Here is a 25,479-nt window from a genome sequence, read left to right as displayed (position 1 = left end):
GCATTGTCCCGCTTTTCACGCTTTTCGAAGTGTTTATCTCAAATTTTGTCCAGCGTAGGGATCGCCGCCGCAAAAGCCTGAAAGCTCCTTCGGCCATAAGGGGTGAGGTGTGTCCAAAAATGTCTGAGATGGCATCGTCATGAGGGCTTTTCAGTCCTTGAAAAGGCAATGACCCGAAAAAGTGGCTGAACTGGGGCGTCGGTGACCCTCAAAATGGGTTCCGAAGCCATGCACGTCAGTCCACCCAATCAAATCTCACTGATTCAGGATTTGGGGAAAATCCCCAAGTGTCACACCTTAGTGCAGGGGTGTGACACCCTGCACTAAGGTGTGACACTTTAGGGTAGCTGAGAACGTGTCACAGATTCCCTTTCTTATTGAAAAACCCTCAAAACATCAAAAAAGGAACAAAAAATGCGAATTGGGATGGATATCGGATTCGGAGACGTAAAACTCGCCATCACCGCGGATGAAAATCAAGAACCCAAACTCTTGTCGTTTCCGTCCGTTTACGCCAAATACGTGCCTTCTCCCATGAACCCGGATGAAAACGGGATCATAGAATACGGAGACAAGCAATACCTGGTCGGAGACAAGGCCAAACGGGAACGGACCCAGATCTCCCCCGCCGATTTTGATGATATTGTGGAGGCGTCGGGAGTTTTCTGCGCCTATCTCCATCAGCAGTACGGAATCGACGATACCGGAATCGTGGTGGCTGGAGTGCCACCAGTATACTGGCACCGGAGAAACGAGTACCAAAAGCGCCTGGCCCGCTTCTGGGAACAGGTCGGCATCGTGCCGCAGGGACTGGGAATCGCACAGACAGTAGTACAGGAACTGGAACCCGGTACACGTCACCTGGTGATCGATATCGGGTTCAACACCGTGGATCACCTGCTTGTCGAGGTGGAGGAACCCGAAGAAAATGGCGGGCCCCCCAAGGTGCGTACCCGTCGTGGCGGAACCTGGCGGAACTGCGGCGTCACATTCCTCGTCGAACTCTTCCGGGCCGAAATGGGAGAAACGGGCCTGAAGGGGCTGAGATTCCACGTACTCAAAGATTTCCTGCGGACCGGTACCGCCAATTTTCACGGCGAAGTGATCGACCTGTCAGGAGCCAAACGGAGGGCGGCCGACCACTATAGGGCCACCCTCAGTTCCCGAATCAAGGAAGAATTCGGAGGCGACACGGACCACATCGACGGAATGATCGTGGCCAGCGGGGGAGTGCATTACTTTGATCCGAACCAAATCTTCGACACGCTACCGGTACGAATCCCAGAAAAGCCGGAATTTGCCAACGCCATCGGACAGATGATGCTGGCCTAAAACCGGGAGAAAAAACATGAAAACAATACGAATAACGATACGTCTCTCGGAGGAGGCCCACCAGATCATTATGCAGGTTCCTCCCAAGATCCGAAGCAAAATGCTGTCGGAAATCATCCTGAGAGCCAAGGATCGGGGCTGTGTTGACGCCATCCGCCAGCGCGAATCCAAGGAGCTGCTAAGATCCATAGGACTGTCTCTGGACGACATTCGGGATCTGATGGGAGAGGAGAGGCCGTCAACACCTTCTCCCCCATCGCTCCCGAACGGAGAACCGTATGTAAGACAAGCACCGAAAGAAGAACCTTCTGACAAACCACTCCAGGAAAAACTCGACAAACTGGTTGATTTCTAAAAAAAGCGGGAAGGTTCCGAATTTTCGGTTCCTTCCCGCTTTTTTATCGTAGCCACAGCGGAATGTGTCAATGAAAATGAGACACCCCCGGTAAAAAGTTAGACTCTTACAGCATCGCTCGAAGGCTTGTTGATCCAGGCGGCAGTCGGCAATGCCGGAGGCCCCTGGGTATCTTGCCTTTGAAACGGCTAAGATTGGCCTCGAATGCTTGCTTGAGAACCTGCTGACGATGCTCCACGATCTGAGGCGCCAACCCGTAATGGAACAGCTCCGGTGTGACCAGCCCCAGACCCGAGTGGCGATGTTCTCGATTGTACCAATTGAAAAAAAATTCCGGCAAAAGGAGCGGGGATCCTCGATGGAACCGAAACGTCCTGGAAATTGCGGACGGTACTTGAGGGTCTTGAACTGGGCCTCCGAACAGGGATTGTCATTGCTCACATAAGGCCGGCTATGGGTTTTGGTGACCCCCAAGTCCGATAGCAACTGGGCAACACACTTCGAGGTCATGGACGACCCCCGATCCGCATGAGCTGTAAGTTGGCCGTGAACAATACCCTGCTTTTTACAGGTCTCCTCAATGAGCCTCTTTGCCAGGGCCGCACTTTCCCGGTGGGCAACCATCCACCGACCACGTAGCGGCTGAAAATGCCCATGATCACGTACAGGTAAAAATAGGTCCACTTGACGGGGCCCAATAACTTTGTAATGTCCCACGACCAAACCTCGTTGGCGCGGGTCGCGAGCAGCTCGGGCTTCTCGTAAGCGGGCCGCTGCGCCTGCCGACGACGCTCCTTGACGCTTCCATGTTCGTCTTTGAGAATGCGATACATCGTCCGCACCGAGCAATGGTAGGTCCCCTCATCAAGCAGGCACGCAAAGATCTAGCGAGGAACAGCATCCTGAAATCTCTCGCAATGGAGCAGGTCTATCACGGTTTACCTCTCCTGATCCGAAAGAGCCAACGGCGGAGCCGGACGATTTACCTGTGTTCTGGTGGTTTTCAGTCTACGATAGAAAGTTGCTCGGGCAATGCCCAAAGCCTCACAAGCCTGAACGGTTCCCACCTCGGTTCGCAATTGGACCGCCGCTTTCATAAGTTGCTCCCGTCGCTTTCGTGATTGGGTTGGGGAACCCCCATGAGGTCTGAGATTTTTTTGAACCTCGATGATCGTCTGCGCCCTCTTGATCTGGTCTCGGAGGCGCTGATTTTCCCGCTCCAATTGGGCTACCCGTTTTGCGAAATGGCGGTCCGGGTTCGGTTTTCGCCCCCGTTTTCGGGGAGACAATGCTTTGAGCTGCCCCTCCTCTCGTTGTCTGCGCCACGTGGTCAAATTCGATGAATAAAGACCTTCCCGGCGAAGAAGGGCGCCGATCTGCCCAGGCAATGTGCAGGCATCGGCTTCCTCGAGGATGCGCAACTTATAAGCAGCCGTGAATTTGCGGCGACGTTTCTTTTCCATGACCTCCGGATCCGGTGCGTTGAGATTGGCCCCCATGGGGGCAACTCCAGACGCCCTACGGGCCCCTTCCGTTACCCCCATTCCTACCCCTGTTTGCCGATTCTGAACTGATGTCATCTGATTCTTTCTCCTACCCGCCCAACTCAAATTTAACAAGGGGTAGGTGACTCACCTTCATTGGCACAGAGGGATTGTTATTCTTGGAATGTGCCTTTTGATTCTTCACTACAAATTTTCAATGGATGCTGAGGACCCTTTTCAAGGGGCTGCGGGGCAAACCGAGGGCATTGTAAATTTCCACATGGATCGGCTCCGGCAAAAGAGTATTTCGACTGTGGATCATTTGTCCCTTGTCGTTGATCAGGCTGGTGATCACCCGCACCTGTCCGCTCAGATGGGTTCGCGGGGTGGGCCAGCGGTGGCGGATTTCAGGGGCATGGAGGGCTCTCTGGATGACGCACAGCAAATGGTGAGCAAGCACGCCACAAAGAGGTGTCCAGGCCCTTGGCGCGAAGAATCTCCAGGCTCGCCTCCGTGGCGATGCCGCATCAAGGACCCCCGTGGGTCTCCCGCTTGCTTGCGGGGTGGATCAGCTTTCCACCCAACGTTTCCAACGCGCTTCCAGGAGACCAGCCCGGAAAGGCCGGCGGGCCCGATAGGCCTCGGGAAGGCGTCTCCCGGATCCGTCGGCAGGACAGCCCATCTGGACGTGCCACGGCGCGCCAGAAGGCTGCGAAGCGGCGCGGGTGCTCAGCAAACCTTTTAGCTTGAACTTTCACGAGTTCAAAATTATCTAGTGTTGCTTAAAGGGCATGAAACGTGAGACGAGACGACAAATCGGACCATCAACCTTTATTCGTCCAGCTGAACATAGCAAAATCGATGCGCCACAAAGGACAAAGTTCCGTGCCAGAAGATGGGCCGCCTTTGGCGCTTGCTAATGGGTGCCATGGACCGCTGGTTGCAAGACCTGGCTGCCGCGCGGCGCCGGCAGCAACGCACGGCGATATGACAAATTGGCAGGACAGACGATTGGGACGCGCCAAAGGCGCACCCGAAGGGCGAGGGTCGGGGAGGACCCTATTCCAAGAGGGAGGGAACACGTAATGGCGGAGCCCCTGGCGGATCAGGTCCTGCGAAAGATCGACGAGGCTCGTGAGCTCTATCATCGCCTGATCCTGATGGTGGGCCCGGCGGGAAGCGGGAAGACGACCGCACTACAGGAGGTGTCGGCCTTCACATCCGCGCCTCTCATCAACGTGAATCTCGAGCTGTCTTGCCGGATGCTGGACCTGACGGAACGGAAGCGGGCTCTGCAGCTACGGCGGATCTTGGACGAAATCGCGGGTGCAGCCACAGGCGATCTACCTACCGCGCCCATCGCGGCGCAGGCAGGGCTGGTCTTGCTCGACAACATCGAGATCCTTTTCGATGTCCACCTGAAGCAGGATCCTTTGCGTCTGCTTCAGGGATTTTCCCGGAACAAGACGGTTGTCGTGGCATGGCCTGGAAGAGTCCTCAACGAGACTCTGATCTATGCGGAACCTGACCATCCGGAATATCGACGTTATCTACGGGAGGATCTGGCTGGCATCATTATTCTTACGCCAGAGGGGGGGTAATTGATGAAGTATAAAGACCTGATCCAGTTCGAGCCCATCGAGTCCGTAGTCCAGCTACGGGATGCCGATGAAGTTGCGGCGGCCCGCCAGCTGGTCAGCACCTACGTCATCTCCGACGAGATGGCCGAGAAGCTGATCGGCCTTGTGATCCCCCAACTTCAGTTCGACCAGCCCATTGATAACAAGGGCTTGCTGGTCGTGGGCAACTACGGCACCGGTAAGTCACACCTGATGTCGGTGATCTCCAGTATCGCCGAGCACGCGGAGCTGCTTTCCGATCTGGAAAATGAGCAGGTAGCCCAGGCCGCCCAGAGGATCACCGGCAAGTTCAAAGTGGTTCGCACCGAGATCGGGGCCACCACCATGTCGCTACGGGAGATCCTCGTTGGCGAACTGGAGGAGCACCTGGATGCCATGGGCGTGACCTACACCTTCCCGGATGCCAGCCAAGTCCCCAACAACAAGCGGGCCTTCGAGGAGATGATGGCCGCGTTCCACCAGGAGTATCCGGACCATGGCCTGCTCCTGGTGGTGGACGAACTGTTGGACTATCTCCGCAGCCGCAAGGACCAGGAACTGATCCTCGACCTCAACTTTTTGCGAGAGGTGGGTGAGGTCTGCAAAGACCTTCGCTTCCGCTTCATGGCGGGTGTGCAGGAGGCCATCTTCGACAGTCCCCGTTTCGCCTTCGTGGCCGATCAACTCCGCCGGGTCAAGGACCGCTTCGAACAGATCCTCATCGCCCGCCGGGACGTGAAGTTCGTGGTCGCCGAGCGCCTGCTCAAGAAGACGGCGACTAGCCAAGCCAAGATCCGCGAATACCTCACACTGTTCGCCAAGTTCTACGGCCGTATGAACGAGCGGATGGACGAGTTCGTCCGCCTCTTTCCGGCGCATCCCGACTACATCGACACCTTCGAGCGCGTCACGGCGGCCGAGGCGGTGCTGCCCACGGACCACGAATGGGTTCAGAAAATGCGGGGTGCGCAGTCCGAGGTGCACAAGTGGATAGAGGGAAAAGGCACCTCGCACCACGCAATCCCACACAAATCCGTCAGAAACTGACGGATTTGAAGAAGTCCTACGCGCGAGCCTATGTCGTCCTGCACCCGCGGGCCGGACTGGGCGTGAATGAGGACAAGCACAAGAGCAGGCTGATGGGCTACGAACGCATCCAAAAGCTAAAGAAACTCTCCACCATCGATCTGATGGCGCGCCAGCATCTCACCGATTTCCAGAACCGCCTGGCCGGCCTGAAGAGCTGCTTCGCGCTCACCGAGCAGGACCTCCTTGCAGCGCCGCTCTGGCCGCATTGCGGCTTCCGGCCCGGCGCCGAGGCGCCTTACGCACCCGCAGCGACCGTGCTCGAGCATCTGCATACGGAGCTGGACAAGCTCCTCGACGACTGGACCCAGACGCGGCTGGCCAACCTGGAGGGCCCGACCACCCGGTGCAATCTCGACCTGCTCAAACCCGAGGCAAGGAAATTGGTGGACGCGTTCCTCAAGGAACGTAAACTGGCCAACGAACTGAGCCACGATTTTATCCGGGCTCTCAAGGAGGTGCTCTCCGGGCTGGTCAAGGTCGCCGTCACACCTGAGGATCTTCGGGCAGCCCTTCTCAAAGGCGGCTCACCGGCGACGCCGGCGGAGATGAAGAAACGCTTTGAGGAATACCTCGATGGACTCACCAAGGGCCATGAGCCCGGCAAGGTGCGGATTGTGCTGGAATAGTCAATGAGATCATTCGAACGGAATTTTTTGGAAAAACAACCGATTCCACATTCACTTCTTCGGACTATCCGCCTGTTGGGCGAGTACCGGGGAAAAGAAACGCTGTTCACCCAGCAAACACCCCAGGTTCTCGAATCGCTGCGGCAAGTGGCTATTATTCAAAGCACCGAATCCTCCAATCGTATTGAAGGGATTGAAGCACCGCCTGAGCGGATCAAAAAGCTCGTAGAGCACAAGACGACACCAAAGAACCGTTCTGAACAGGAGATTGCCGGATACCGGGATGCGCTTGCGACGATCCATGCCAACCATGCCAATATGCCCTTCACAATTGGTGTCGTGCTGCAGCTCCACCGCGATCTCTATCAGTTTGTCCCACAGCAGGGCGGACGGTGGAAGATGACGGACAACGAAATCTCCGAAACACGCCCCGACGGAACAAAAGTGATCCGCTTCAAACCAACGCCCGCACATCAGACACCCGATGCCATGGAGCGGTTGCATGTCCTTTTCAAACAAGAATGGGAAAAAGGTGAAGTTGACCCATTGCTGCTCATTCCTGCCTATATCCTCGATTTCCTCTGTATCCACCCTTTCACCGACGGTAACGGCAGGATGGCACGGCTCCTGACATTGCTTCTTCTCTATCAGGCCGGTTTCGAGGTGGGCCGGTACATCAGTCTGGAACAGCTGATCGAAAACCAGCGTGAAGGCTACTACGACGCACTTTATAAATCCTCTCAAGGTTGGCACCAGGGCGAACATTCCTTGTTGCCGTGGTGGGAATACTTCCTGGGTGTGATGCTTCTGGGTGCATACCGGGAGTTCGAGCGCCGGACCGGTGAACTCACCTCAGCCCATGGCGCAAAATCCGAAATGGTCCTCGCCGCAATTCGGAAGCTGCCCCGCACTTTTCGCTATGCCGATCTAGCGCAGGCCTGCCCAAACGTCAGTCGGCCAACCATCAAGAGAGTGCTGGCCCGGCTTCGGGAGGATGGATCGGTGGAGTGCATTAAATCCGGTAGAGACGCCATCTGGGAGAAAAAGGGATCAAGAACCTCTTAATGGCATCAGAAACGGCTATCTTAATCGAAACGAACCTGAAAAGGCATCATGATGCCGTTAATGGTATCACAAATGGCTATTATCGATTCCCTGGAAGGCGAACCTGTCGGAGAGTGATCAAGCCACCTTACAAGTCAGCCATACCCAAAAGCGAACCGCATTACTGGACAAGTGATCATATTCGGGTTCCTGGTTTCTGGTTCAGAGTTCCTGGTTGAGGAAGAATGATGGCAAGCATAGAGAAATTTGAGGACATCGAAGCCTGGCAAAAGGCGCGGGAACTGACTCGGGAAATTTACAGGATCACAAATCAGGGCGCTTTTGCCAGGGACTTTGGTCTTCGCGACCAGATACGCCGGGCGGCTGTATCGATTATGTCCAATATCGCAGAAGGCTTCGGCAGAGGTGGAAACAAGGAGTTTATTCAATTCCTTTCAACCGCCAAAGGTTCGGCGGCTGAGCTTCAGGCACAGCTTTATGTTGCCTTAGACGCCGAGTACATAACAATAGAACAATTTCGACAACTATATGACCTGGCGCAGTCATCCGGAAAACTGACAGGCGGTTTCATCCGCTATTTGCAGAAGTCGGACCATAAAGGAGTGAAATTCTCATGAGCCAGCAAAAGATATCCGGCTTCGACCAGGAACTAGAAACCAGAAACCAGAAACCCGTCAAGTGCCTTGGCATCACATTTTCGAACGACGCGGCGCGGCGAGCGCACTTCCTCGGTCTGTTGCGCGAAGGTCTGGAGGAACTCCACGCCAAGCTCGGCGGTGTGCCCTCCAGGACGGTGGAGAAGCGCGCTAAGAGCCTTGATGCCTCCCAGCTCGACCGCTATTACTACGAGGCATTGAGGCGTGTCATGGAGTGTACCGATCAGACGTACGTAACCGGCTACAAGATCTGGCAGCACGAGCTGGAATGGCTGGAGCGCAAGGCGGCACGCCAGGGATACCTGTTTCTCGACGCGCCCACCGAACGATCCCCAGCGCCGCCGCGGGACTTCTACCGCTATTTCATCCAGCCCTCCGATCCGCCACACTTCAAAGACGAGAAAAAGGCCGATGGAGTATTCCTTCGCTCGACCAACACGGATGAAGAATTCTGGACCGCGCTCGTGAACTACACAGCGGCGCTGGACCTCGTGGCCACCTCGAGCGGCCCCGCAGAAAGGGATGAGCGATGCGTGATAAATCTTTGAGAACTCTAAGGATCAGGTTGAGAGAGTTCGCTGCGAAGAGAGACTGGGACAAGTTCCACTCTCCTAAGAATTTAGCAATGGCCTTGGCCGCTGAAGTTGGAGAATTAATTGAACACTTTCAGTGGTTGACGGAAGATGAAAGCAAATCTTTAGCCGGGGAAAAACTTGAAAAAGTAGAAGAGGAACTTGCAGATATCCTCATTTATCTGGTACGATTATCTGACAAATTAGGCATTGACCTTGTCGACGCAGCCTTTCGCAAAATCGAAATAAATTCAAGAAAGTATCCCGTTGAACGTGTACGCGGTAGCGCAAAGAAATATACAGAATATTAAATTGGAGTACTGGTCATGAGCCGTCAGCTTTTTATTTTTACTGCAGGCAACCCAGAAGCAAGAAAGCATTTAGAAGACACCATAGAAAACCATATCAATCTTGAAAGGATCATTGGTTTTTTCGGACCAGAAGAACAAGAAGAACTAAGAAACATTGATCGAAAGCATCATCTCTATGCTTGGGGTGCTGTGCCTGGCCCAAATAATGAGAGACTCTGGGGAGAAATCAAGCCAGAAGACTATATGCTCTGCGTGTATAATAAAACATATCAATATGTTGCTGAGGTCCTTAAGAAAACTAGAAATGAAAAATGCGCACGGGAGTTATGGGGTTCGGATGCGGATGGAAAAACTTGGGAACTAATGTACTTTCTTTCAAAGCCAAGAAAAATTCAAATACCAGTACAAAATCTGTCCCGTTATTTAAATAGGTCTTATAGGGGGTTTACCAAAATCTCGCAGGATAAAGTTCAGAATATCATAAAGGAGTTCGGGGACTTGAAGAACTTCATAAACAAACAATTGATCAATCCTCGGCCTCCAGCCGATCCCGAATCTCCTGAACCGCCTTCCCCTGTAGAGAAAGTTATAAACCATATTCAAAGCAGAGGCTTTGTTTACGAACCATGGCAAATAGCCCAGTATATCACCGCGATCCGTACCAAGCCTTTTGTCATTTTGGCTGGTATTTCCGGTACAGGAAAGTCCAAATTGCCTGCACTTGTCGCAGAGGCAACCGGAGGGAAGAGCAGACTTGTACCTGTACGCCCCGACTGGACAGACAGCTCTGATATTCTTGGTTATGTTGACTTACAAGGTGCCTTCCGTCCAGGGGCGCTCTTAGAGCTGGCCCTCGAAGCCATGAATGATAAAGAAAGATTCTGGACGTGTATAATCGATGAGATGAATTTGGCTAGGGTGGAGTATTATTTTGCTGAAATTCTTAGCAAAATTGAAGACAGAAAAGGCACGGCTGAATCAGGTTATAAGAGCGATCCTCTGCTTGGTCAGTCCATCAAAGTAAAGGACACAGAATGGATGAATGTCATTTTGCCGCCAAATCTTTGTCTGGTAGGCACTGTGAATATGGACGAAACTTCTCATGGTTTTAGCCGGAAAGTCCTTGATCGTGCTTTTACTATTGAGATTTCGGAAGTTCATCTTGACTCTTGGGAGCCTCTTGTCTCCGCAAACATGGGGGCTATAGTTGACTGGCCACCAACAAAGTGGTATCCGAGAGCAATTAGGTTACCCGAATTAAGAAACTTAAAAGAAGAAGAGGAACAAGAGGTAATCCGAGCTGTTGATGTCCTAAAAGAGATAAATAAGCTTCTTATTCCAGCGCAGCTCCAAGTAGGCTACAGAACTAGAGATGAGGTTGCTCTTTTTCTCATTCATGCAAATGAGATCCGAGAATCATTCACGGGAAGTAATGGCGAAAAAATAGATCCCCTTGACCTGGCGCTCCAGATGAAAATCCTACCCAGAATAGTAGGAGGAAGTACGGCGATCCGGCAGGTTGTGCTAGGCCTGCTCGGATGGGCAATGGCAGGCGAGCCGTACAAAAACGACGAGGACGCACGACCGATTTTTGAGGATTGGGAAAACGCAGGACGACCTATGGCGATTACAGAAGCCAAATATCCACGCTTTGCTGCTCGGCTGTGTTTGATGTGGGAGCGATTGCTCACGGAAGGTTATACATCATACTGGTTATAGTTACATATGGCAGAACTTTTTAGAATTGAAACGGATAAGGTTTATCTCCGCTGGAGTGGCCCCATTAGCTCTCCTGCATATTCGTCGTGGCTGCCTGAACCTCCGCCCGGTCGCCTTGTCATTTCTTTGCGCCGTCATGATGCAGTTTTCGGAACCAAAACCTGGCGCAATGAAGTTCCAACCGAGGTAGCCAATGACCCGTCCTTGCATATCGGGCCGCGCTTATATGAAGAGACAATTTATACTATTTATCTACAAAGCAAGACCGCTGACACTGTAGAGCTGCGACACAGCGATCCAACGATCTTGAGGGGGTTGAACCGAGCTGATGACGGCCGAACAATTTACGGCTCCATCAATTTTAGAGGGCAAATAGGAAGGACTCTTTTCACGATTTACGTGGGAGGAAGTTCTGAATTTGATTTCGAGACCGAAATATTTCCTAGCAAACTGGACTACACAACTGATTATAAGGCACTTCTTGCCGATGTCCAAGATATCTTGACGGCTCTGGTCCTCGAATATCTGAAGTCCACTTTTCATTTGGCCATCACCACACCCTCAGGAACACCCACACAACTTGAGTGGCTGATACTATTGCGTCACGTCATCGACAAGTTGGAACGTGGTATGCGTTATATCGAACAGCATCCCCACCAGGGTCTCTCACGTGAACGGATGTTGGTAAAGAGCCATTCCGTGCGACGGCCTGACCCAGTGATTTTCCGAGCCATAATCCAGGGGAAAGGTGCTGGGCCCCGTTTACGCGCCCCTGGTGGAATCTCAATACGGAGTAAGCTCCCTGAGGCACGTCCCCGCCCCACTTTAGACACGCCGGAGCATCGTTGGCTTGCTTTTCAGCTTACCAAAATAAGGAGAGAACTGGCACAAATCCAGGCCAAAGAAAGGGTAAGCGACCGATTCGGGCCTGAGAATGCGAGAGCCAATATTTTAGAAGAAATTGCGGCTTTCGAAAACCGGATTGCGCGTCTTCAAGAGACAGAACCTATTGCAGCAGCGGTTAGCCCACCGCCAGCTGGTTTTGCTTCACTAACATTGCAGACAGCTCCAGGATACCGTGAGGCTTACCGCTCGTGTTTGATACTACTACGAGGTCTCCGCCTAGAAGGAGGACCCGTAGGGCTTTCAGTCAAAGAAATTCACATTTTATATGAGTATTGGTGTTATCTCTCCATCATTCGTCTTTTGGCAGAATTGCTTAATGAACGGATCCCCGTTGAACGGTTACTTACTATAGAACACGACAGTCTCCGGGTACGATTACAGCGTGGACATAAGTCAGTTTTAAGCTTCAAAACAAATGATTCTCGGACGATAGGACTTACATACAACCCAACATTCAAAGGTGGAGGATTTATCCTCCCGCAACGACCTGACATAGTTTTGGCTTTGAATGATCCTGATTGGCCCACGGTGAGATTGGTCCTGGATGCAAAGTACCGCATAGAAACTTCACAGGATTACGTGGCGCAGTTTGGATCTCCTGGACCGCCGGAGGACGCGATCAACGTTCTGCACCGCTACCGCGACGCGATTTTGGAAGAGTCAAACCCGGATGGTCCCCGATCAGAAAGGTTGAAACGGAGCGTGGTCGAGGGTGCAGCGCTCTTCCCTTACGTAGATAAAGAAGATAACTTCTCCGGTAGCCGGTTTTGGATATCCCTTGAAAGAATGGGCATCGGGGCTATTCCATTCCTTCCAAGTGAAACCCGTTATGTTAAGGAATGGCTGCAAGCAGTTCTGCGTCGAGGTGGTTGGAAAACAGCTGATCTGTCAATCCCTCACGTGGCGTGCCAACAGTCGCGTACCTGGAAGGAAGCTGCGAAAGAAGCAGTCTTGGTAGCCGTTCTGCGTCCCAGTAATGCCGCGCAACATTTAGAATGGATTTGCAGAGAACGGCAGTATTATGCACCGCTCACTCCCTCGCAGCGGAGGCAGTTCGTTACTCGCTGGATCGCGATATATTCTCCCACATCATTACGTAAACCTGGAGCGGTCACTCACGTGGCCTCGGTAAAAAGTATAGAAGTTTTGAAGCGAGAGGATATCCAAACCCCATGGGGTATATCTCGATCTCCAGACGAACTACAGGTGGTCTACCACCTTAGTGAGGTGAAGCCACTCAAGAGTGTGATTGAAAATCGAGGTGGCGACGGGCGAGGCAAGCGCTTTTCCCAAAACCGATGGACATCCCGCTTGGGCCTTGAGCGAGCGAAAGAGCTTAGGGAATTGTTCCTGGAGACAGAACCCGAGTGGAGGTTGTACGAAGAGCTTCGGGCAGCTGGTGTTGATTTCACTCTCAAACCAGGTCGGCCAACGATACAAGATGAGGACACACCGGCTGGCCGTTGTTGGTTTTTCATAAAAAACGCCCTCGTGCAGTATCGGGGAAGTGCGGGTTTTCTAATAAGACGCACGCCGTCTCCTGATGAATACCGATCAACGGTGTCAGCAACATTGAAACGGCTTGTTTCAGATATGGATACATCACATGCGATATAAGCACGACATTACAACATTTTTTCTCGACATGTCATCGCGAGGCAACAGAACTACTTACTCTTCTACCGTAGGGTGGCCTTCCACATCCAGCGTGGCGTGGCAGTGCCGTTCTCGGCTGCGGAGTTCTACGCCGGTCTTACCCAGCGCTCTCCAAAACAGCTCGCCCTCCGTATCCGCAGAGCCGGCATCAATACGACCAAGAACTTGGAAGGATTTGACTTTTCCTTCAACCCGGGGATCAATCGCCAACAGGTTCTGGATCTGACCACGTGCAACTTTATCCGTCAAAAAAGGAATGTTCTTATTTGCGGACCAGCCGGGGTGGGCAAGAGCCACTTGGCCCAAGCCCTCACCCATGAGGCCTGTCGGCAAGGCTGCGCGGCGCTGTTTGTCAACACCTACCGGATGCTTGAGCATCTCAACGCCGGCCGGGCAACCAACACCTTGGAGCGCCGCTTTCAGACGTACCTTCGCCCGGATGTGCTGGTCCTCGATGACTTCGGCCTCAAGGCGCTGCACCCGTCGGCTCCGGAGGACCTTTATGATGTCATCAATGAGCGTTACGAAAAGGGAAGCATCGTAGTGACCAGCAATCGAGCACCTCAGGAATGGCCGGATCTTTTTGGCAACCCGCTGCTCGCTTCGGCGGCCCTGCGCGGCTCACGCCAGAGTGTTCGCGGATGCCTTTGAGGCGTATTGGAAGCGCGGCCGCACTGAACAACCCCGGAAAGGAGGCAAGAAGAATTCAGGGGTAGAAATTTTGTCACCCTTTGGGGTTCGATCGGAACCGACACCAGTAAGCTTCGGGCATGGAATGTGGAGCCCGTCAGAATCTCCATTCTGAGTTGGTTCCATCAAGTAGATGGACTCGATCGTCACTTTCTAAACGACGAGGAATCGCCCTAGCGCCACTTTACAAAGTGGACCAGTTTGGCCGACAATCGGTGGCCCCTTTACGGGCGACAATTGACACGGTACGAGCGGGCCCTGGTCTACCAGGACCTCGGCCAGGGCCGGCGGGCTGGAGCCGAGCTCGAAAAGCTCTACGCCGAAGATCCTGACTACGAGGATGTGGCAGCTCGGTTGAAACTTTGATCTGCGATATGGTTGGAGGGGGTATCTGCAATGACCCAGAATCTGGAACGGATCGAGTACCGCAAGGGACTGCTCGAAAAGGGAATGAGGGCCGACGGTCTGCCGGTGAAAGTCTGGCGCGGGGCCAAGATTCCTGCAGACGTGATAAAGGCGATCAATGAGGAGAATCTACTCAATCTTGGCGGTGTTTATGGAGACAAGAACGCCGGTGATCCTGTGGAATACGACAACCTGAAATTGATCCTGACCGACGACACGGTCGAGATCACGGTCTTCAACCGGGGGATCACGCTGTTCATGTCGGACGACGAACGGGTACGGCGCATCCACAGGGTCCTGTGCAAACTGGTCCAACCAGGGAAGAACACATGATGAACACGGAAAAGGTCGCATGGTCTGGAAGGATTGTATCTGTTCAGCCCCGCATCCGACTGATACGGTCTTTCGACGAGCGGAGTCACAGCTACCTGGGATATGTGCTGCGGCTTGATGGGACAATCGCAGATGAACCCGGCGAATTCATCATCGCCATCGGAAAGGCCGCACAAGCAAAACATCGATTTCAAGTGGGCATGGAGGTGAGCGGCCTGGCGATTCCCGTTGCTGATCCGCGGCGAGAGACGGCGGGATTCTACAAGGCAAGCGGTCTGAAGATACGCAAAGAGGCCGAGGATGATCCACCAGCCGGCCCGCCGTTTCTGGGCGTGCCGCCTGACCTGGAGACCTATCGCAGCCGTGGGCATCGGCGTCTGGACACCCGGACGTATGACACCAAGTGCACGCCCTGTATCTGGGGCTGTCGAATGCCGGTGGAGATGATCATCGACCAGTGGAATCCCTCCAAAAAACGGTACCGGTTCGAGACCTTTTGTTATGGCCCGAAAAGCTGCGCTTTTTATCGGGCGGGCCCGAAACGCAAGGTGCCGGGGCGAAAGGGTATGTCCTACACCGAAGAGGACTGGGTCGACGAAGACGCGACCGCTCACCGGGGGCCTGATGAATAGTCCGTTGCGACAGGCAGAAATGTGGGAACGAGCGCAGGGCTGCCTTCTGGGGCAGCTTGCGGGGGATTCCTTGGGAAGCCTGGTGGAATTCAAGACGCCCGAGGAGATCAAAGAGGAGTATCCCGGTGGCGTGCAGGAACTTGCACAGGGTGGAACCTGGGGCACCCTTGCAGGTCAGCCCACGGATGACTCCGAGATGGCGCTTCTGCTGGCACGTATGCTGGTCGAACAGGGCCGATATGACCCAGCGCAAGCCCGGAAGGCTTATCTTTTCTGGCTCCATTCGGACCCCTTCGATTGTGGCGCGACGATTTCCAGCGCCTTGCGGGGAAGACCCAATCCAGAAAGCCAGGCCAATGGGGCCCTGATGAGGATCAGCCCGTTGGGGATCTTCGGGGCCAATCATGATCTTGCCCATGTGGCACAGTGGGCCCAACAGGATGCCGCCATCACCCATCCCCATCCTGTGTGCCGGCAGGCCAATGCCTTGTTTGCCATGGCCATAGCGCATGCGGTCCGCCATGGCTGTGACGCCCAAAGCCTCTATGACCAGATTCTAGCCTGGGCCGAGGAGATGGAGGTGGATGCAAGCCTCCTGGAGGCGGTTCGAGGCGCAGCCGAAGGACCCCCGGCCGACTATGTTCGCCACCAGGGCTGGGTCTTGACAGCCCTTCGCAATGCCCTGTGGCAACTTGTGCACGCCCTGAATCTGGAACAAGGGGTGGTGGACACCGTGATGCGGGGAGGGGACACGGATACAAATGCGGCCATCTGTGGGGCGCTCCTTGGTGCGGTGTGGGGGCGGGAAGCCATCCCTGCGCAATGGCTCGACGCCATCCTGAACTGCCGCCCGGCGGCGGGCCTGCCCCATGTCCACCGCCCTCGGCCCAAGTGCTTTTGGCCGGTGGACGCCTTGGATTTGGCAGCAGGACTTGTGCGGTGCGGCTAGGCTGGGGCAGGACTAGTCTTTTAGTACAGCGCGACACGTGGTGAGGGACCGGCCGAAAGGAAAGCTCATTTTTGACTGAGATGCCGGCGCACGTGGCGGCCGGCACCTTCTGCCGGAACGCGCGCCGAAATTCCGACAAGCAGAACGTCCGCCTGGCGCCATCTATTGGCTGCCAACAGGTTCTTGGGATAAGGCTGACTTACCGGCCAGTTGTTCCAGGGCCAGCACCAGGGCATGGGTGCCTTTTTTGCCATGGCCCTGGGCCTTCACGGCCAGGTAGAGCTGATGGACCAGGGCCAGGCCGGGAAGGGACAGGCCCATGCGTTCCGCTTCCTTGAGCGCAATGCCCATGTCCTTGATGAAATGCTCCACGAAGAAACCGGGATCGAAGTTGCGCTGGAGGATCCGCGGGGCTAGGTTGTCCAGGGTCCAGCACCCCGCCGCTCCCCGCCGGATGGAGGTGAGCATGGTTTCCAGGTCCAGGCCCGCGCGGGCTCCGTAGAGCAGGCTTTCGCACACACCGACCATGGTGCCCGCGATGACGATCTGGTTGCACATCTTGGTGTGCTGACCCGCACCGGCGGGCCCTTGGTAGACAATGTTCTTGCCCAGAACCTGGAAGAGGGGCCGCACCGCGTCCACCACCGCCGGATCGCCGCCGATCATGATGGAAAGGGTCCCTTCGCGGGCCCCCACATCGCCTCCGGAAACGGGCGCATCCACCGCATGGACCCCTTGGGCCTTGGCGGCTTCGTAGATTTCCCGGGCCAGCTGGGGTTCGGTGGTGGTCATGTCCACCACCACGGTGCCTTTGCGGGCAGTCGGCAAGACCCCGTCCTTTCCCAGATAGACCTCCCGCACGTCCTGGGGAAATCCCACCATGGTCACGACCACGTGGGCATCGCGGGCCACTTCAGCCGGGGATTCCGCCCAGAGGGCGCCCCGTTGGAGAAGCGGCTCCGCCTTTTGCCGCGTGCGGGTGTGGACCGTAACGCCATAGCCGGCTTCCAGCAGGCGGCCGCACATGGCCGCTCCCATCACACCGGTTCCTATCCATCCGATTCGGGTCCGCTGGGGATCGCATACCTCGAGATCCTGCACCTGAACCTGCGTCATGACCTTTCCTCCCGTTGCTTCTTTTCCGGTCGAACCCATTGACCCACCGCCGCATAGGCCTGGGTGACCTCTTTCAGTTCCTTTCTCTTGGCCAGAAAAGCATCCTTCATGGTGCGAAGCCATTCCAGGTGCGCCTTGGCGTCGTCGTAGGTGAGAAAGAGCGGGTGGAGCCCCCGCCGGGTGTCCACCTGGAGCGAGCCATCGTCCCAGCGGATCGTGCCCTCGTTGCTGCAGACCATGCAGCGGATGCGCTGGGATCCTGCGGGCGTGTCTTCCTTGGGGGGAAGAAACCGGAAGGTGTCTCCGCCGCACAAGGGACACCGGGGGGAAGCCGCTTCTTCCGGCCCCTGAGTGAGCGCCGATGCCAGCCGCCGGGCGCACTCCTTGGCCTCGTCTTGCAGGAAGATCTCTCCGGGAAGGGCCCCATAGAGCACCTGGGAGCCGCGATGATCGGAAAGGATGAGTTTCAAGAAGCTGTCCACCATGAGCTTGGTGTAGCCCTCCAGGCCGGGCACCCCGGCGATGGCCACCCCCACGGCGGGCTTGGCCCACAGAGCGTCCATGTGCGCGTAGAAGCTCAAGCCCCGGTCCAGGACCTTCTTCAGGCTGGCGTTGGCCCCCAAAAAGTAGGTGGGCGCGGCCAGGGCCACGGCGTCGGCCGCCGTCAGTTCTTGCAGGAAGAGGTCCAAGTCGTCTCGCTGCACGCAGCGCATCGGCCCGAACAGGCACTGGTAGCAGGCCATGCACGGCCGGATGTCCAGCTCGGGAAGCCGTAGCATGCGCAAGCGCCACCCGTTGGGAAGATTTCCAAAGAGTTCCTTGATGAAAAGTTCCGAATTGCCGTACTTTCTGGGCGAAGCCACAAGACCCAAGAGCGTCTTCATCCCTTCCTCCGCGCTTTACGATCGGTCATCCATGTCCTGTGCCGCTTCCCACCATAGCCGGAAAAGCGGGTGCGGGCCAAGGGGCTGTGTTGATCGGCCGGTGTTCCGCCCGTTAAGATGCAACGAATCCCCATCCCAAAACACAAGGAGACGTCATGGTGGAAAAGGTCCTGATCATGGGAGCGGCCGGAAGGGACTTTCACAACTTCAACGTCTATTTTCGAAACAACCCCCGGTACCGCGTGGTGGCCTTCACGGCCACGCAGATTCCCGACATCCAGGGGCGCCTCTATCCTCCCGAGCTGGCCGGGACGGGCTATCCGGAAGGCATTCCCATCCATCCGGAAGAGGAACTGGCGGAGCTCATCCGGCGCCACAAGATCGATCTGGTGGCCTTTTCCTACAGCGACGTGCCCCATGTGGAGGTGATGCACAAGGCCTCCATCTGCATGGCCGAAGGGGCGGATTTCATCCTCATCGGCGCCACCTACACCATGCTGAGGGCCCGAAAGCCCGTGGTGGCCGTGTGCGCCGTGAGAACAGGCTGCGGCAAGTCCCAGACCACCCGTCGGGTGTGCGAAATCCTGCGGGGCCGGGACCGGCGGGTGGTGGCGGTTCGCCATCCCATGCCCTACGGGGACATCCGCCGCCAGGAAGTGCAGCGTTTTTCGTCCTATGAAGATTTCGACCGGCATCGGTGTACCATCGAGGAGCGCGAAGAGTACGAGCCCCTGGTGGATCAGGGCATCGTGGTCTATGCGGGGGTGGATTACGAAAAGATCCTTCGCCGGGCGGAAGAGGAGGCGGATGTGATCGTCTGGGACGGAGGCAACAACGACACCCCCTTCTACTTTCCCGACGTGCACATCGTGCTGCTGGACCCCCACCGGCCCGACCATGAACGGCTCTACTATCCGGGCGAAACGAACCTTCGGATGGCCCACATCGCCGTCATCAACAAGGTGGACACCGCCCCTGAGGAAGGCATCCGCCGCGTGCGGGAAAATATCGAGCGGATCGCCCCCCAGGCGACCATCCTTCTGGCCCAGTCCCCTGTCCTGGTGTCGGATCCGGAGCGCATCCGGGGACAACGGGTGGCCGTGGTGGAAGACGGCCCGACCCTTACCCACGGCGAGATGCCCACCGGCGCGGGCATGATCGCCGCCCAAACCTTCGGGGCCGCCCAGGTGGTGGACCCCCGCCCCTATGCCGTGGGAAGCCTTCGCGAGACCTACCAGCACTACCCCCACATGGGCCCGGTGGTTCCCGCCATGGGCTACAGCCCGCGCCAGATCGCGGATCTGGAAAAGACGTTGAACGCCATCCCGTGCGACCTGGTGCTCTTCGCCACGCCCATCCAGCTCACCCGCATCGTCACCCTGAAACATCCCACCATTCGGGTGCGCTATGAATACCGGGATCACGGAACCCCCACGCTGGAAGAGGCCCTGAGAGAACGCCTCCCGGCCCTCTTTGCTTCGGAGCCCCAGCCATGAGCCCGCACAGGCCCGAAAAACCCGTGCTGCTGGTGGCCCTGGGCGGAAACGCCCTCATCCGCAAGGGCCAGAAGGGAACCATCCAGGAACAGTTCGAAAACCTGCGGGTGCCCATGGCACAGATCGCGCGGCTGTGCACGACCCACCGAATCATCATCACCCACGGCAACGGCCCCCAGGTGGGCAACCTCCTGCTGCAGCAGGAGTCCTGCCCCCAGGTGCCCCGCCTTCCCCTGGAGATCCTGGTGGCCCAGACCCAGGGACAAATCGGCTACATGATCGAATCCACCCTGGACAGCGCTCTCATGGATCTGGGCATCGTCACCCAAAAGCACCTGGTGAGCCTCATCAGCTACGTGGTGGTGGACCCCAACGATCCCGCCTTTGCCAACCCCACCAAGCCCATCGGCCCCGTTTACCCGGAAGAGGTTGTGGCGGACCTTCCCTTTCCCGTCCAAAAGACCGCCAAGGGGTACCGGCGCGTGGTGGCCTCCCCCAAACCGCTCCACATTGTGGAACGCCGGGAGATCAAGCGGCTCATTGCCATGGACTTTGTGGTGATCTGCTGCGGCGGGGGCGGGATTCCCGTGATCCGGGAAGGCCGCGGCTTTGCCGGCGTGGACGCGGTGATCGACAAGGACCTGGCCAGCGCCAGGCTGGCCCGGGAGGTGGGCGTGGACCTTTTCTGCATCGCAACGGATGTGCCCGGCGTCTATCGCCATTACGGCCGACCCGACCAGGAACGGCTCGAGGATCTTTCCGCCGACGAAGCCGAACGGCTCGCTCGGGAAGGTGACTTTCCCTCCGGTTCCATGGGACCCAAGATGGAAGCGGCCGTGGAATTCGTTCGAGCCACGGGAAAGGAGGCCGTCATCACCTCCATCGAGGCCATCGAAGCGGCGGTGACCGGCGGGGCCGGCACCCGGATCCGGCCCACGTGACGCAGGTAAGAAGCGGGCCGCAATCAAGCCCGCCGCCGGCACCATCTCCACCAAGGTGCCGGCCGAACTGTTGGAAAACGCCGGGGATGGACGCTTTTCACAGCGCCGCCCTTTGGGGCTTGGGGAAAGCCTCCGGGCGTCCCATGGGCCACCGGACATGCCCCCGTCTTTTCATAGGCGTTCGGTGGCCCTTTCCCGCGGGGCCGAGATCCCGGGGCTGCGAAGGCCACGGAAATGTGCCGGCACCTTGCCCCGCAGAGACCAGGCTCAGGCTATCTCCTCGTTCGTCTCCCGACGGCGCAGGCCCCGCTCCACGGTCACCATGAAGTCCTGCACGTTGGTGAGGATGGACCGGGCGGTGAGCGACCCCCGGTTGGCCAGCTTCTGAACGGCGAACTCGGACATGTCCACCGAATAGAAATAGACGGGCCGCACCGTGCCGTCGTCCAGCACCCGGTAGGAGGGCGCCATGTTGCCCGTGGCGATGGCATGGAGCTGAGTGGCCAGGGCCACCACGGTGGTGGCACGGCGCACCTGATCGCGCATCCGGTCCTGGGCTTCGTAGACGTCGGCGATGACGCCGGGAAGCGGCCCATCGTCGCGGATTGATCCGGCCAGCACCACGGGAATCCCCTGGGTCACGGCCGCGTGCATCACCCCGTCGGTCACCACTCCCCGCTGCATGGCCTCTTCGATGGAGCCCAATTCCCGCAGCCGGTTGATGGCATCCAGATGATGGTAATGGCCCAGGGGAGCGGAACGCTTGGAATAGATTTCTTGCCCCAGGGCGGTCCCGAAAAGCGCCCCTTCCAGATCGTGGGTGGCCAGAGCGTTTCCGGCCAGCAGGGCGTGCACGTAGCCACGGCGGATGAGGGAGGAGAAGGCGCTTCGCGCGTCCTGATCGAAGACCACGGCGGGGCCCAGGACCCAGACGATGGTCCCGTGATTCCGTTCGTGGACGAGCAGATCGTAGAACTCGTCGTAGTCGATGGAAAAGGAGGTCTCCCGGGTAAGACGCGTGCGAAAGGCGAACTTGTCCCCGGTTCCGGACATCCCCTGAAAGGCCTCCGCATGGACAAAGATGCCCTCCTCGGCGTTTTCTCGGCGCCCCACCGCGACCCGGTCCCCCGGCTGCAGCCTTCGAAACTCCACCACATCCAACCTTCCGTCCGGCCGCTGGACCACCACGCAGTCCATCCGGGATTCGCGAAGTATCTCCCACCGGCCCGGTGCCACATGGAAGTATTCTGGAAAGACGGACGTGGCGTGATAGCCCTCGGGCGCCACGCCCGCTTTGCGCACTTCCCGGAAGGTGACCAGGGGCGCCTGGGCGAAGCGGGGATCGGAAAAGTCCGGCGGACTGTATTGGGGCAGACGAAACATGACGCGGCCTCCTTGCAGGTGGGGCTCTTGGAAACGATCGCCGAAGAATCGGGGCCTGCCCTTTTCAGCCCTCCCTCGGGCGGAAAGGGCTCCATCCGATTTCCGCGGCGGCATCGAACGAAAAAAACAGGCCGAAGCGCCTGGCTTGTCTTGAAACCATAGCAGGTCCCTGGGGAAAAACGAAAGCTCAAAACAGGGCTCATCGGGACGCCTATGGGCGAGGAAGGGCGAAGGCCGCCGTGAGGGGTGGAGTGTGAAGATCCAGATGCCTGCCCCGCGCCCCACACCCCCCATCCCAGACAGGAGCCCTGGGGCCGTGCCGGAACGCTTCGTAGCGCCGCCACCGCAACGCCGCAGGCCCCGAGGGCCCCCGGGGAGGGGAGCAGGGCCGCGCCACCCGTTGACGGCCATGTCCGGATCCTATACATACGTTCAATGCATTGCATTGAATCGACCAATAGAATCAAGGGGGACGGCGTCCATGGATCTTCGGCGTTTGGAGGTCTTTTGTAAGGTGGTGGAATTGGGAAGTTTCACGAAAGCGGCGGAATCGGTCCTGCTTTCCCAGCCCACCATCAGCGAACACATCCGCACCCTGGAGGAGCTGGTGGGTGAGCAGCTCGTGGACCGTTTGGGCCGGGAGGTTCTACCCACCCAGGCGGGCCGCATCCTCTACGAGTATGCGCGCAAGATCCTGGCTCTCAAGGAAGAAGCGCTTCAGGCCTTGGCGTCCTACCGGGGCAACCTGGCCGGAACGCTCCACCTGGGCGCCAGCACCATCCCGGGCACCTACGTGCTGCCCCGGTTCATCGGAACTTTCAAAAAGGAGCACCCGCAGGTGCAGATTCGCGTGCACATCGCCAACACGGCCAACGTGGCCGAGGGCGTTTTGGACGGCCGCCATGAATTGGGACTGGTGGGATCCCAATGGAAGGACCGGCGATTGCATTTCCATCAGATCTTTTCCGATGAACTGGTTCTGGCGGTTCCCCGGGACCACCGTTGGAGCGGACGCCCGTCGGTGGCCGTGGAGGAATTGGCGCAGGAGCCCTTCATCGCCCGCCATCGGGGGTCAGGCACCCGCATGGTGGCCTATCACTACCTGGAAAAACATGGCCTGGACCCGCGCCGACTCAAGGTGGTGGCCGAGATGGGCAGCACGGAAGCGGTCCGTCAGAGCATCAAGGCGGGCATCGGGGTGTCCATCCTGTCGCGACAGGCGGTGGCCGAAGACGCCGCCCACGGCCTCCTGGCCCTTGTTCCCTTGCAGGAGGTGGTGATGAAGCGCCCGTTTTTCCTGGTCAAACGTCGGGGACGCCAGCCCTCTCCCCTGGGCGCGGCCTTCGAAGCGCACCTGAAAAGACACAACCACACCCAACCGCCCTCCCAGGACTGATCGGCCCGCCCCGCTTTGACCCGCCTTTTTCCAAAGGTTCTGTTGCAACAGAAGGGGACGGGAGGATGGCGGTGAAAACCATCCTGGAGCGCCTGAGGATCCACGAGCAGACGGGGATGCTCCTGCTCGCCCTGCTGGGGGGACTGGGGGCCGTCTTCTTCCGCCATCTCAGCAGCGCCATTCAATGGCTCCTCCACGGAACCCGACTGGCCCTGCTGGAAACGGTGCCCCTCCTTCCCTGGTGGCGGGTGGCGGCCGCACCCATGCTGGGCGCCGCCCTCATCGGCCCGCTCGTCTACTGGGGAGCGCGCGAAGCCCGCGGGCATGGGGCCCCGAAGTCATGGAAGCGGTGGCGCTGCCGGGGGCCTACAGGCTGGTGGGCATGGGAAGCGTGGCGGCCGGAACCACCCACGCCTCCATCACGGCGATCCTCATCCTTTTCGAACTCACGGGAGACTACAAGATCATCCTGCCCATGATGCCGGCCTGCATCGTGAGCACGGTGGTGGCACGGCGATTCCAGAGGGCCTCCATCTACCCCCTGAAGCTGATCCGCCGCGGTGTGGACCTTTCCGCAGGAAAGGAACTGAACGTGCTCACGTCTCTTCGCGTGGCCGATTCCATGAACCGGCGCGTGGAAACCGTGCCCGAAGCGGCCACTTTTCGGGACCTCAAGCAAAAGCTGCTCGATAGCCCCTATCAGAATCATCCGGTGGTCAACGGCTCGGGTGAAGTGACCGGTATCCTTTCCTTCCAGGACATCCGGACACATATCCTGGACGACACCCTGGAGGATCTGGTCCGGATCCGGGACGTGTCCCGATCGCCCACGGCTACCCTCACCCCGACAGACAACCTGCACACGGCCATGACCCTCATGGACCGGCACAACCAGGAGATGCTGCCGGTGGTGTCGGCGCCCGGCAGCCGCCGTCTGATCGGCGTGCTTTCTCGAAGCGACATCCTCCGAGACTACAACCACGCCATTTTGCACGAGACGGCAAGGAAGAGCCCGGACGCACCGAAAGCGGGCTAGCCGTCCCCCTTTCGTCAGGAAAAGATGAGGGCGGCGGCCTTCTTGATTCTGCCCGCAACAGCCCCTTCGTGTTGCATCAAAAAGGCCCGGTCCAGCCGACCATCCAGTTCCGGCCATCGTTCCAGGAGGATCCGGGCCGCCATTTGGGCCGCTGTGCCGGTCAAACCGGCGCACTGATCGAAATGGCGCTGCGGGTCGTGGCGCACTTTCCGGGTGAGCACCCGGCAGCAGGTGGCCCCGAAGCGCTCCTTGAAGCCTTCATGGAGCGCTGCCGTGGCCGTCCGCACCTCCTTTCGGCTCCGCAGCCCCTTGACGGTCCCCCGCACCAGGCCCAAAGCCACGGTGGCGCCGCTCAGCGCCCCGCACAAGCAGCCGCTTCCACCCAAGCCTTCGGGAAGGCCGGAAGCCAGTCCCACCACCATCTCGTCGGAAAGCCCGCAGCGGAAAGCCTTGTTGAAGGTCAATAGAACCGCTTCCGAACAGTACCAGCGGTGATGCCGATAGAGATTTTCCGCCTTTTGCCGAAATAGTTCCGAAAGATCCCCCAAGGGAGCGTCGTCTCGTTTCACCCTGTCCTCTTTCTTCACCCCGATCGCTTTGAAAGCCGCCATGTTGCGCGTGCCGCCGGCCGCGACGGCTCATTGGGAAGGATCCCTTTTACCTGCCCATCACGGGCGTCCCAAACGGATGGTTTGGGACTGCCAGGTGGGACAGGCTTCTGGTGCCGATCTCTTCGCACCCGTCTGGTGAAGACAAGACCGGCACCGCCTTCACAAAAGACCTGGGAAGAGCGAAATCGCTTCGCCCCGCCCAGGGGGCCGGTCGCCC

24 protein-coding genes and 2 pseudogenes are annotated in these 25,479 nt (G+C 57.6%); 20 read left to right on the top strand and 6 right to left on the bottom strand.

The genetic code is table 11. The features are described from left to right. Positions 1 to 414: 414 nt before the first annotated feature. Both B9A12_RS09170 and B9A12_RS09165 read left to right on the top strand, forming a co-directional pair. Positions 415 to 1,332: a ParM/StbA family protein gene (locus tag B9A12_RS09170; protein WP_084057581.1), complete on the top strand. Its 918-nt coding sequence runs from the start codon at positions 415 to 417 to the stop codon at positions 1,330 to 1,332. A gap of 16 nt (positions 1,333 to 1,348) precedes the next feature. Then, positions 1,349 to 1,687, top strand: a complete 339-nt coding sequence (locus B9A12_RS09165) for a hypothetical protein (protein WP_084057580.1) — start codon at positions 1,349 to 1,351, stop codon at positions 1,685 to 1,687. 98 nt (positions 1,688 to 1,785) lie between these two features. On the opposite strand, the pseudogene B9A12_RS09160 reads toward B9A12_RS09165, so the two are convergent. Both B9A12_RS09160 and B9A12_RS09155 read right to left on the bottom strand, forming a co-directional pair. Then, positions 1,786 to 3,186, bottom strand: a pseudogene (locus tag B9A12_RS09160) (IS3 family transposase). A gap of 199 nt (positions 3,187 to 3,385) precedes the next feature. Next, on the bottom strand, positions 3,386 to 3,631 hold the full coding sequence (locus tag B9A12_RS09155) for a hypothetical protein (protein WP_084057579.1): 246 nt from the start codon (positions 3,629 to 3,631) through the stop codon (positions 3,386 to 3,388). A gap of 625 nt (positions 3,632 to 4,256) precedes the next feature. On the opposite strand from B9A12_RS09155, the gene brxF reads away from it, so the two are divergent. The 14 genes and pseudogenes from brxF to B9A12_RS09095 all read left to right on the top strand — a co-directional run bounded on the left by brxF (position 4,257) and on the right by B9A12_RS09095 (position 16,399). Then, a complete protein-coding gene (brxF, locus tag B9A12_RS09150; RefSeq protein ID WP_084057578.1) occupies positions 4,257 to 4,772 on the top strand; it encodes a BREX-3 system P-loop-containing protein BrxF in 516 nt (171 codons plus the stop codon). Between the two features lie 3 nt (positions 4,773 to 4,775). Next, positions 4,776 to 5,837, top strand: a complete 1,062-nt coding sequence (locus B9A12_RS17335) for a DUF6079 family protein (protein ID WP_212636883.1) — start codon at positions 4,776 to 4,778, stop codon at positions 5,835 to 5,837. A gap of 5 nt (positions 5,838 to 5,842) precedes the next feature. Next, positions 5,843 to 6,505, top strand: a complete 663-nt coding sequence (locus B9A12_RS17330) for a DUF6079 domain-containing protein (protein ID WP_212636882.1) — start codon at positions 5,843 to 5,845, stop codon at positions 6,503 to 6,505. Positions 6,506 to 6,508: 3 nt separating this feature from the next. Then, positions 6,509 to 7,570, top strand: a complete 1,062-nt coding sequence (locus B9A12_RS09140) for a Fic family protein (RefSeq protein WP_084057577.1) — start codon at positions 6,509 to 6,511, stop codon at positions 7,568 to 7,570. Positions 7,571 to 7,797: 227 nt separating this feature from the next. Continuing rightward, positions 7,798 to 8,187, top strand: a complete 390-nt coding sequence (locus B9A12_RS09135) for a four helix bundle protein (protein WP_084057576.1) — start codon at positions 7,798 to 7,800, stop codon at positions 8,185 to 8,187. Beyond that, positions 8,184 to 8,744, top strand: a pseudogene (locus tag B9A12_RS17325) (DUF6079 domain-containing protein); the annotation flags it as partial. The gene B9A12_RS09135 and the pseudogene B9A12_RS17325, both read left to right, overlap by 4 nt. An 11-nt stretch (positions 8,745 to 8,755) precedes the next feature. Beyond that, entirely contained in the window at positions 8,756 to 9,109 is a 354-nt protein-coding gene (locus B9A12_RS09125) for a nucleotide pyrophosphohydrolase (RefSeq protein WP_084057574.1), read from the top strand. Positions 9,110 to 9,124: 15 nt separating this feature from the next. Next, on the top strand, positions 9,125 to 10,828 hold the full coding sequence (locus B9A12_RS09120; RefSeq protein WP_084057573.1) for an McrB family protein: 1,704 nt from the start codon (positions 9,125 to 9,127) through the stop codon (positions 10,826 to 10,828). Positions 10,829 to 10,834: 6 nt separating this feature from the next. Continuing rightward, on the top strand, positions 10,835 to 13,351 hold the full coding sequence (locus B9A12_RS09115; protein WP_084057572.1) for a DUF2357 domain-containing protein: 2,517 nt from the start codon (positions 10,835 to 10,837) through the stop codon (positions 13,349 to 13,351). A 72-nt stretch (positions 13,352 to 13,423) separates the two neighbouring features. Further along, positions 13,424 to 14,041 carry an ATP-binding protein gene (locus B9A12_RS09110; RefSeq protein WP_170920499.1) on the top strand — a complete coding sequence of 206 codons (618 nt, stop codon included), beginning with the start codon at positions 13,424 to 13,426 and terminating at the stop codon, positions 14,039 to 14,041. A gap of 240 nt (positions 14,042 to 14,281) precedes the next feature. Continuing rightward, the gene (locus B9A12_RS16965; RefSeq protein WP_170920498.1) at positions 14,282 to 14,446 is read left to right on the top strand and encodes a hypothetical protein; all 165 of its coding nucleotides are present in this window, start codon (positions 14,282 to 14,284) and stop codon (positions 14,444 to 14,446) included. Between the two features lie 30 nt (positions 14,447 to 14,476). Beyond that, positions 14,477 to 14,818 carry a hypothetical protein gene (locus B9A12_RS09105; protein ID WP_084057570.1) on the top strand — a complete coding sequence of 114 codons (342 nt, stop codon included), beginning with the start codon at positions 14,477 to 14,479 and terminating at the stop codon, positions 14,816 to 14,818. Beyond that, entirely contained in the window at positions 14,815 to 15,450 is a 636-nt protein-coding gene (locus B9A12_RS09100) for a hypothetical protein (protein ID WP_212636881.1), read from the top strand. Before B9A12_RS09105 ends, B9A12_RS09100 begins: the two co-directional genes overlap by 4 nt. A 19-nt stretch (positions 15,451 to 15,469) precedes the next feature. Further along, a complete protein-coding gene (locus B9A12_RS09095; RefSeq protein WP_139796563.1) occupies positions 15,470 to 16,399 on the top strand; it encodes an ADP-ribosylglycohydrolase family protein in 930 nt (309 codons plus the stop codon). 162 nt (positions 16,400 to 16,561) lie between these two features. Here the strand turns inward: B9A12_RS09095 and B9A12_RS09090 are convergent, their stop codons facing one another. Both B9A12_RS09090 and B9A12_RS09085 read right to left on the bottom strand, forming a co-directional pair. Further along, positions 16,562 to 17,515, bottom strand: coding sequence for an NAD(P)-dependent oxidoreductase (locus tag B9A12_RS09090; protein ID WP_084057568.1), 954 nt, complete (start codon positions 17,513 to 17,515; stop codon positions 16,562 to 16,564). Further along, positions 17,512 to 18,399 carry a flavodoxin family protein gene (locus B9A12_RS09085; RefSeq protein WP_084057567.1) on the bottom strand — a complete coding sequence of 296 codons (888 nt, stop codon included), beginning with the start codon at positions 18,397 to 18,399 and terminating at the stop codon, positions 17,512 to 17,514. The genes B9A12_RS09090 and B9A12_RS09085 overlap by 4 nt, the downstream gene beginning before the upstream one ends. 155 nt (positions 18,400 to 18,554) lie before the next feature. On the opposite strand from B9A12_RS09085, the gene B9A12_RS09080 reads away from it, so the two are divergent. Together B9A12_RS09080 and arcC are read left to right on the top strand one after the other, a co-directional pair. Next, a complete protein-coding gene (locus B9A12_RS09080) occupies positions 18,555 to 19,895 on the top strand; it encodes a cyclic 2,3-diphosphoglycerate synthase (protein WP_084057566.1) in 1,341 nt (446 codons plus the stop codon). Beyond that, on the top strand, positions 19,892 to 20,836 hold the full coding sequence (gene arcC / locus B9A12_RS09075) for a carbamate kinase (protein ID WP_084057565.1): 945 nt from the start codon (positions 19,892 to 19,894) through the stop codon (positions 20,834 to 20,836). The genes B9A12_RS09080 and arcC overlap by 4 nt, the downstream gene beginning before the upstream one ends. 267 nt (positions 20,837 to 21,103) lie before the next feature. Here the strand turns inward: arcC and B9A12_RS09070 are convergent, their stop codons facing one another. Then, positions 21,104 to 22,219, bottom strand: coding sequence for a putative NPN-dependent ornithine cyclodeaminase (locus B9A12_RS09070; protein ID WP_084057564.1), 1,116 nt, complete (start codon positions 22,217 to 22,219; stop codon positions 21,104 to 21,106). Positions 22,220 to 22,700: 481 nt separating this feature from the next. Here B9A12_RS09070 and B9A12_RS09065 point away from each other — a divergent pair, with 481 nt between their 5' ends. Both B9A12_RS09065 and B9A12_RS09060 read left to right on the top strand, forming a co-directional pair. Further along, positions 22,701 to 23,615, top strand: coding sequence for a selenium metabolism-associated LysR family transcriptional regulator (locus B9A12_RS09065; RefSeq protein ID WP_084057563.1), 915 nt, complete (start codon positions 22,701 to 22,703; stop codon positions 23,613 to 23,615). A 340-nt stretch (positions 23,616 to 23,955) separates the two neighbouring features. Then, complete coding sequence (locus B9A12_RS09060; RefSeq protein ID WP_170920497.1) at positions 23,956 to 24,651, top strand: CBS domain-containing protein; 696 nt, start codon at positions 23,956 to 23,958, stop codon at positions 24,649 to 24,651. Positions 24,652 to 24,665: 14 nt separating this feature from the next. Here the strand turns inward: B9A12_RS09060 and B9A12_RS09055 are convergent, their stop codons facing one another. Continuing rightward, positions 24,666 to 25,220: a C-GCAxxG-C-C family protein gene (locus B9A12_RS09055; RefSeq protein ID WP_170920495.1), complete on the bottom strand. Its 555-nt coding sequence runs from the start codon at positions 25,218 to 25,220 to the stop codon at positions 24,666 to 24,668. Positions 25,221 to 25,479: the final 259 nt, after the last annotated feature.

It is taken from the genome of Desulfacinum hydrothermale DSM 13146 (assembly GCF_900176285.1).
GTDB lineage: Bacteria > Desulfobacterota > Syntrophobacteria > Syntrophobacterales > DSM-9756 > Desulfacinum > Desulfacinum hydrothermale.
This window is presented reverse-complemented; position numbering and strand designations above follow the sequence as displayed.

Coding starts and splice junctions, on each gene's coding strand:
- B9A12_RS09170 (WP_084057581.1), top strand. CDS start 415: ATGCGAATTGGGATGGATATCGGATTCGGAGACGTAAAACTCGCCATC.
- B9A12_RS09165 (WP_084057580.1), top strand. CDS start 1,349: ATGAAAACAATACGAATAACGATACGTCTCTCGGAGGAGGCCCACCAG.
- brxF (WP_084057578.1), top strand. CDS start 4,257: ATGGCGGAGCCCCTGGCGGATCAGGTCCTGCGAAAGATCGACGAGGCT.
- B9A12_RS17335 (WP_212636883.1), top strand. CDS start 4,776: ATGAAGTATAAAGACCTGATCCAGTTCGAGCCCATCGAGTCCGTAGTC.
- B9A12_RS09140 (WP_084057577.1), top strand. CDS start 6,509: ATGAGATCATTCGAACGGAATTTTTTGGAAAAACAACCGATTCCACAT.
- B9A12_RS09135 (WP_084057576.1), top strand. CDS start 7,798: ATGGCAAGCATAGAGAAATTTGAGGACATCGAAGCCTGGCAAAAGGCG.
- B9A12_RS09125 (WP_084057574.1), top strand. CDS start 8,756: ATGCGTGATAAATCTTTGAGAACTCTAAGGATCAGGTTGAGAGAGTTC.
- B9A12_RS09120 (WP_084057573.1), top strand. CDS start 9,125: ATGAGCCGTCAGCTTTTTATTTTTACTGCAGGCAACCCAGAAGCAAGA.
- B9A12_RS09115 (WP_084057572.1), top strand. CDS start 10,835: ATGGCAGAACTTTTTAGAATTGAAACGGATAAGGTTTATCTCCGCTGG.
- B9A12_RS09105 (WP_084057570.1), top strand. CDS start 14,477: ATGACCCAGAATCTGGAACGGATCGAGTACCGCAAGGGACTGCTCGAA.
- B9A12_RS09100 (WP_212636881.1), top strand. CDS start 14,815: ATGATGAACACGGAAAAGGTCGCATGGTCTGGAAGGATTGTATCTGTT.
- B9A12_RS09095 (WP_139796563.1), top strand. CDS start 15,470: ATGTGGGAACGAGCGCAGGGCTGCCTTCTGGGGCAGCTTGCGGGGGAT.
- B9A12_RS09090 (WP_084057568.1), bottom strand. CDS start 17,515: ATGACGCAGGTTCAGGTGCAGGATCTCGAGGTATGCGATCCCCAGCGG.
- B9A12_RS09085 (WP_084057567.1), bottom strand. CDS start 18,399: ATGAAGACGCTCTTGGGTCTTGTGGCTTCGCCCAGAAAGTACGGCAAT.
- B9A12_RS09080 (WP_084057566.1), top strand. CDS start 18,555: ATGGTGGAAAAGGTCCTGATCATGGGAGCGGCCGGAAGGGACTTTCAC.
- arcC (WP_084057565.1), top strand. CDS start 19,892: ATGAGCCCGCACAGGCCCGAAAAACCCGTGCTGCTGGTGGCCCTGGGC.
- B9A12_RS09070 (WP_084057564.1), bottom strand. CDS start 22,219: ATGTTTCGTCTGCCCCAATACAGTCCGCCGGACTTTTCCGATCCCCGC.
- B9A12_RS09065 (WP_084057563.1), top strand. CDS start 22,701: ATGGATCTTCGGCGTTTGGAGGTCTTTTGTAAGGTGGTGGAATTGGGA.
- B9A12_RS09060 (WP_170920497.1), top strand. CDS start 23,956: ATGGAAGCGGTGGCGCTGCCGGGGGCCTACAGGCTGGTGGGCATGGGA.